Genomic DNA, 6,654 nt, shown 5'->3' with positions numbered 1-6,654 from the left:
GCGGCGCCGTTCCCCCCGCCCGGCCCCGACGGACCCTCCGCCCCGGACCCGGTGGCGAACGGCGCCACCTCGACCCCGGCCGCCTCGAGCGCCGACCGCACCCGCCGGGCCAGCACGACCGCGCCGGGGGTGTCGCCGTGGACGCACACCGACGCCGCGGACACCACCACCCGTGAGCCGTCCGCGGCGGCGATCTCCTCGCCGACGGCCATGGCCACCACGCGGGAGGCCACCTCGTCGGGGTCGGTGAGCACGGCGCCCGGCCGGCCGCGGGGCACGAGCGTCCCGTCCGCGCGGTAGCCGCGGTCGGCGAACGCCTCGGCCACGGCGGCGACGCCGGCGGCGCGGGCGTGGGAGAGCACGACCGACCCGGGGAGCCCCAGGATGGGCAGGGGCTCCTCGCCGGCGAGCTCGGCGTACCGCAGCACCGCGTCCACGACCCCGGCGGCCTGCTCGGCATCCCGGACAATACGGTTGTAGAGGGCGCCGTGGGGCTTGACGTACCTCACCCGGGTCCCGCGGCGGCGGGCGGCCATGTCGAGCTCGACCAGCTGGAAGTGGACGTGCTCGGCGAGCTCCGCGCGCGAGACCTCCAGCTCCACCCGGCCGAAGTTCACCCGGTCCCGGTACGAGGGGTGCGCGCCCAGGGCGACTCCCCGCTCGGCGGCGGCCGCGGCGGTGGCGTTCATGGTCGGCCGGTTGCCCGCGTGGAACCCGCACGCGACGTTGGCGGAGGTCACCACGTCCAGCAGCGCGGCGTCCTCGGGGTGGGCCCCGGCCCGCGCGTCGAGCGACGCCGACCACCGCGGGGTCCCCCGGCGGGCCTCCCCGAGGTCGCAGTTGAGGTCGATGCGGCGCGTCGTCCCGTGCACCCGTCCCATCCTGCCCCAGGTTCGACCCCGGGGCCGGGTGGGGTCATGATGGAGGGATGATCGTCATCCGCTGCGGCACTGCACCGGTCCCCACCCTCCTCGGTGAGCGGCCGAGCGTGGGGTGCAGCGAGATCCCCACCAAGGACGACGTCAACCGGGTGCTGTCGGAGGTCGGCCCCGGGCGCAGGCTCGTGCTGTGCGGCACCGACGCCGGCCTGGCCGCCCTGCTCACACGGCTGATGCGCACGGAGAACCTCGACGTGGAGATCGCCTACGTCACCGAGGACCCCACCCCAGCGACCCGCGCGTACGACCTGCCCACCGGGTCCGCCGCCGCCAAGCTGGGCCTGCGGGGCACGGCGCGCGAGGTGCCGCTGGTGCGCGACGAGACCGGCACCGTCCTGGTGGGCGAGGCCACCGTCACCGGCCCCGACGGCGGGACGTTGGTGGGCGAGGCCTACGCCGACGACGACAAGGTGTTCTCCGGCGAGACGGGCCTGCTCACGGTCCGCCCCACCCCCACGATGCCGGGGGTCCGCGCCACCGCGGCGCGGCCCCGCAGGCTGCGTCGCCGGCGGTGGCTGCAGGCGCGGGCGGTCCAGCTGGGCACGGAGGCGGGCGTCATCACCCGCGACGGCGTCACCGGCCGGCGGCCGGTCAAGAGGACGTCGTTCTACCGTCATACCGAGCCATGGAGGCTCGTGTCGCCCTGAGCGGCGGCAGCCCCGACGTGGGCCGGTCGGCGGAGTCGGGCCACTCCTCCATCAGCTCCGGCTCCACGGCCGGCGTGCGGACGGTGGGCGGGAGCGTGGCGAGCGCGGAGATCTTGCTCAGGCCCGCCACCTGCATCATGTCCACGAGGATCGACCGGATCTGGGCCAGCATCACGGTCTCGGTCAGCCCCGACCCCGTGACCAGTTCCCGCTTGGCGCGGGACGCCACCGCGCGCAGGGCCCGGTGGACCTCGGCGTCGGTGGGGGCGTCGGAGTCCGCGGCCACCCGCCGCGTGAGCAGTTCCACCGCCTCGGCAAGCCCCGCGACGAGCGAGCTCAGCGCGGGCGGGACGTCCACCCGGTCGTCGACCGCCACGATCGCGCGGCGGGCGAGCACGCGGATGTTGCGGATGCCGTTGTCCAGGGGATTGAGCACGCCCGTGAGGGTGACCTCCTCCGGGCGGCGCCGGCGGTAGAACGGCGAGATCCGCACCAGCTCCCGGGCGCCCGCGAGCTGCTCGGCTATGGCGTCGACCGCCGGCTGGGTGTCCCGGGCGTCCTGGAGGGCGGAGCGGATGAGGTCGGAGTCCCTCCGGTCCAGCCCCTCCGCGACCTCGGCCAGCACCGACGAGGCCACGCCGAGCAGCGAGGCCGCCTCGCGGCGGGCGCGGCGCAGCGGGTGGACGGGCATGAGCGCCATCGCGGTCAGCGCCACCGCGCCGCCGACGGCCGCGTCGATCATCCGCTCGTAGCCGCCCGCGCTGCCCGGCGGCAGCAGGGTCGCCACGAGGATCGCCGACGACGCCGCCTGCGTCCCCACCAGGGCGCCGCGGTCGAGGAACACCGCCGCGGACATGGCCAGCACCACCACCACGGCGATCTGCCATGGGCCGGAGCCGATCTGCGCGATCAGCAGGTCGCCCAGCCCCACCCCCACCACCACGCCGAGTACCAGCTCGATCCCGCGGCGGACGCGCTTGCCCATGCCCGTGCCCAGCGCGATGGCGGCCGCGATGGGCGCGAAGAACGGGGCGGGGTGGCCGAGCAGGTCGAGGGCGATGAACCACGCCAAGCCCGCGGCCAGGCCGCACTGCAGGATCGGCAGGAACGCGTACCCGAGGCGCCGGGCCCGCGTCCTCAGCGGGACCGGCAGCGCGGCGTAGACGCCTAGCGCGCGGGCGTCCAGACGGTCACGCCAGGCCGAGAGGCGCGGCGGCGTGCGGGTCCGACTCATTGACCAGGTCCAGGCAGCGGATGTACTCGTCCTCCTCGTCGATCGACTGCGCGGCTCGGGCCAGCGCGGCCACGCAGCGGAGGAAGCCACGGTTGGGCTCGTGGTCGTAGGGCACCGGCCCGAAGCCCTTCCAGCCGTGGCGACGCAGCTGGTCCAGGCCGCGGTGGTAGCCGGTGCGGGCGTACGCGTAGGCGCTGATTACCTCGCCGGCGTCGAGCGCGCGCTCGGCGAGCTCGGCCCAGGCGATCGACGCCGTGGGGTGCGAGGCGGCCACGGTGCGGGGATCCTCACCCGCGGCGAGCGCGTCCTCCGCCTCCGGGTCGCCGGTCAGTCGGGTGGGGGGTGGGCCGAGGAGATCTCCGAACTGGGTCATGCCCGCCATTGTCCACTAATTCGCCCCACCCCTGCCCCGGGGGGCATTTGCTATGGTGAGAGGCATGCGGCACCCCATCCGGGGTGCCGTGCGCTCGTTGCGGGCGGCACATCGCCGCCCCTTCGGAGCGCTCACGGTCCCTGTGTCGAGGCCCCGGAACGCGGAATCACGGTCACCGCGTCGGACGAGCTTCCACCGGCACCGGTCGCAGCACGAGGACAGGCCGCACGTGGGCCGAGAGGACATCTGTGTCACGACAGCGCATTGCGATCATCGGAGCAGGACCGAGCGGGATGGCGGCCCTGCGCGCCTTCGAATCGGCACAGCGATCCGGGGCCAAGATCCCGGAGATCGTGGCCTACGAGAAGCAGGACGACTGGGGCGGCCAGTGGAACTACAACTGGAGGTCGGGCACCGACAAGTACGGCGAGCCGGTGCACTCATCCATGTACCGGAACCTGTGGTCGAACGGCCCCAAGGAGGTCCTGGAGTTTGCCGAGTACACCTTCGACGAGCACTTCGGCAGGCCCATCTCCTCGTACCCGCCGCGTGAGGTCCTGTGGGACTACATCGACGGCCGGGTCCAGGGGTCCAACGTCAAGGACAAGGTCCAGTTCTCCACCGCCGTCCGCTGGGTGGAGTACGACCGCGAACTGGACTCCTTCACCGTCACCGTGGAGAACCTCAAATCCGGCAAGACGACCTCCTCGGAGTTCGACCGGATCATCGTGTCCACCGGCCACTTCTCCTACCCCAACCTCCCGGACTTCAGGGGAATCGAGACGTTCCCCGGATCGGTCCGCCACGCCCACGACTTCCGCGGGGCCGAGAACCTGGCCGACAAGCGCGTCCTGCTGATCGGCGCCTCCTACTCCGCCGAGGACATCGGCGTGCAGGCCTTCAAGATGGGTGCCCGCTCGGTGACGATGTCCTACCGCACCGCCCCCATGGGCTACGACTGGCCGGACGGGATGGAGGAACTGCCGCTCATCACCCGGTTCGACGGCGAGACCGTCCACTTCACCGGAGGCCTGACCCGCGAGTTCGACGCCGTGATCCTGTGCACCGGCTACCTCCACAAGTACCCGTTCCTGCCCGCCGAGCTCGCCCTGCAGTCGCCGAACGACATCTACCCCGCGGGCCTGTACCGCGGCGTGGTGTGGCAGAAGAACCCCAGGGTCTACTACCTCGGCGCCCAGGACCAGTGGTTCACCTTCAACATGTTCGACGCCCAGGCGTGGTACGTCCGCGACCTCATCCTGGGCCGGGCCACGCTGCCGCCCACCGAGCAGCGTGCCGCGCACATCCGGACCTGGCGCAACCGGTTCCAGGAGTTGGACGGGGACGCCGACGACGTGCGCTTCCAGGCCGACTACATCAGGGACCTCATCGAGGCCACGGACTACCCGATGTTCGACCTCGACGAGGTGGTGCGGATCCTCCTGGCCTGGAAGGAGGACAAGCAGAGGGACATCCTGACGTACCGGGACAAGCCGTTCCGCTCCGTCCTCACCGGGACCATGGCCTCCGTCCATCACACCCCGTGGCTGCACGAGTTGGACGACTCGCGCGAGCGGTTCCTGTCCACGCCGCCGACGACCGAGCTGGAGGCGATTGTCGGCGGGGCCGATCCTCGGCGGAGCTGATCGTGACGGGCTCCCGGGGTGAACGGCCGATGACCACTCGGCCCTTTCGCCCCCGCCCCTTCCGAGAACACGTCAGACTGGCCGCATGATCGTGCCCTCGTCCACCGACCGCTCCCACACCCCCGCCGGCCTCGATCGCCGGACCGTCCTCCGGGCGGGCGCCCTGGCCGGGGCCGCGGCGGCCGGCGCGGGCGCGGTCGCGGGCCTGCCCGCCGTCGCCTCCGCGGCCGAGGGCGTCTTCCGGCACGGCGTCGCGTCCGGCGACCCGATGGCGGACCGCCTCATCCTGTGGACGCGGGTCACGCCCGCCCCCGAGGCCGCTCCCGGGTCGGGTCTGGGCGCCCCCGTCGTCGTCGGTTGGGAGGTCTCCCTCGACCCCGGCTTCACGCGCATCGTCCGGTCGGGCTCGCTCGTCACCGACGCCGGCCGCGACCACACCGTCAAGGTCGACTGCACCGGCCTGGCCCCCGACCGCTGGTACCACTACCGCTTCCGCGCCCTCGGGCAGACCTCGCCCACCGGCCGCACCCGCACCGCCCCCGCCGACGGCGCGTCGCCCGCCTCCGGGCGCTGGCGCGTCGGGGTGGTGTCGTGTTCCAACTGGGAGGCCGGGTTCTTCTCCGGCTACCGCCACCTCGAGGCCCGCGGGGACCTGGACGCGATCATCGAGCTGGGCGACTACATCTACGAGTACGGCCGCGGCGAGTACGTGGGCAAGTCCGGGCCCGTCCGCCCGCACGAGCCGCCCCACGAGATCGTCTCCCTGGCCGACTACCGGGTCCGGCTGGCGCAGTACCGCACCGACCCGGACCTGCAGTCGTTGCACGCGCACGTGCCGTGGATCTGCACGTGGGACGACCACGAGGTGGCCAACGACACCTGGGCGGGCGGGGCCGAGAACCACCAGCCGCACGAGGGCGCGTTCGCCGACCGCAAGGCCGCCAGCGCGCAGGCCTACTTCGAGTGGATGCCCGTGCGGCCGGAGTCCCTGCGCGACGGCGGGCACCTCTACCGGCGGCTGCGCTGGGGGTCGCTGGCCGAGCTGAGCATGCTCGACCTGCGGTCCTACCGCTCCGCCGTGCCGGGCCGGTTCGACGGCCACGCGATCGACGTCACGGGCACCATGACCGGCGCCGAGCAGTTCGACTGGCTGGCCCGTGGCCTGAGCTCCTCGACCGCGCGCTGGAACGTCATCGGCAACTCGGTGATGATCACGCCCGTGCTCCTGCCCCCGCTCGAGCCGCGGACCACCGCCGCGCTCACCGAGCTGCTGGGCGTCCCGCGCGAGGGCGTCACCTACAACCCCGACCAGTGGGACGGCTACGCCGGGGAGCGCCGCCGCCTGCTCGAGGTGATCCGCGACGCCGGGGGGCGCAACACCGTGTTCCTCACCGGCGACATCCACACCGGCTGGGCCTGCGAGGTGCCGTTCGCGCCCGCCGACTACCCGGGCGCGGGCGTTGGCGCGATCGAGTTCGTGACCCCGTCGATCACCAGCAACAACATCGACGACATGATCGGGCTGCCCGAGGGCAACGCCGCCTCTCTCACCGCGCAGGGTGCCCTGACGCAGCTCAACCGCCACGTGCGCTGGGTGGACCTGGACCGCCACGGCTTCACGGTCCTCGAGTTCACCGCCGACTTCGCCCACGCCGACTACTGGGCGATCGTGGCCCGCGAGGACCCCGCCAGCGGCGCCTACCCCATGGCCAGCTGGCGCGTCCGGCACGGGACCGACCGGCTGGAGCCCGCGGGCCCGCTGCCCTGAGCCGGCGGCGCCGTCCCCCGTTCCGGCGACGCCGCCGCTTCGCCGCCC

General features: G+C 73.4%; 6 protein-coding genes. 3 read left to right on the top strand and 3 right to left on the bottom strand.

The features are described 5' to 3' along the window. On the bottom strand, window positions 1-872 hold an 872-nt coding region (pxpA, locus tag B4M60_RS03980), incomplete at its 3' end, for a 5-oxoprolinase subunit PxpA (RefSeq protein WP_291080505.1). Window positions 873-928: 56 nt separating this feature from the next. Here pxpA and B4M60_RS03975 point away from each other — a divergent pair. Continuing rightward, the gene (locus tag B4M60_RS03975) at window positions 929-1,585 is read left to right on the top strand and encodes a hypothetical protein (RefSeq protein ID WP_291080503.1); all 657 of its coding nucleotides are present in this window, start codon (window positions 929-931) and stop codon (window positions 1,583-1,585) included. Here B4M60_RS03975 and B4M60_RS03970 read toward each other — a convergent pair. Together B4M60_RS03970 and B4M60_RS03965 are read right to left on the bottom strand one after the other, a co-directional pair. Further along, a complete protein-coding gene (locus B4M60_RS03970) occupies window positions 1,530-2,819 on the bottom strand; it encodes an FUSC family protein (protein ID WP_291080501.1) in 1,290 nt (429 codons plus the stop codon). The two genes, B4M60_RS03975 and B4M60_RS03970, sit on opposite strands and share 56 nt — an antisense overlap. Continuing rightward, window positions 2,776-3,192, bottom strand: a complete 417-nt coding sequence (locus B4M60_RS03965; protein WP_291080499.1) for a DUF3151 domain-containing protein — start codon at window positions 3,190-3,192, stop codon at window positions 2,776-2,778. Before B4M60_RS03965 ends, B4M60_RS03970 begins: the two co-directional genes overlap by 44 nt. 248 nt (window positions 3,193-3,440) lie before the next feature. Here B4M60_RS03965 and B4M60_RS03960 point away from each other — a divergent pair, with 248 nt between their 5' ends. Next, a complete protein-coding gene (locus tag B4M60_RS03960; RefSeq protein WP_291080497.1) occupies window positions 3,441-4,838 on the top strand; it encodes an NAD(P)-binding domain-containing protein in 1,398 nt (465 codons plus the stop codon). A gap of 85 nt (window positions 4,839-4,923) precedes the next feature. Further along, window positions 4,924-6,606 carry an alkaline phosphatase D family protein gene (locus tag B4M60_RS03955; protein WP_291080495.1) on the top strand — a complete coding sequence of 561 codons (1,683 nt, stop codon included), beginning with the start codon at window positions 4,924-4,926 and terminating at the stop codon, window positions 6,604-6,606. Window positions 6,607-6,654: the final 48 nt, after the last annotated feature.

The organism is Dietzia sp. UBA5065 (genome assembly GCA_002415925.1).
Lineage (GTDB): Bacteria > Actinomycetota > Actinomycetes > Mycobacteriales > Mycobacteriaceae > Dietzia.
The sequence above is the reverse complement of the archived record's forward strand: the minus strand, read 5'-3'. Positions and strand labels throughout refer to the sequence as shown.

Bases quoted from the DNA above. Each gene is read 5' to 3' on its own strand.
- B4M60_RS03970 (WP_291080501.1), bottom strand. From the start codon at position 2,819: ATGAGTCGGACCCGCACGCCGCCGCGCCTCTCGGCCTGGCGTGACCGT.
- B4M60_RS03965 (WP_291080499.1), bottom strand. From the start codon at position 3,192: ATGACCCAGTTCGGAGATCTCCTCGGCCCACCCCCCACCCGACTGACC.
- B4M60_RS03955 (WP_291080495.1), top strand. From the start codon at position 4,924: ATGATCGTGCCCTCGTCCACCGACCGCTCCCACACCCCCGCCGGCCTC.
- B4M60_RS03975 (WP_291080503.1), top strand. From the start codon at position 929: ATGATCGTCATCCGCTGCGGCACTGCACCGGTCCCCACCCTCCTCGGT.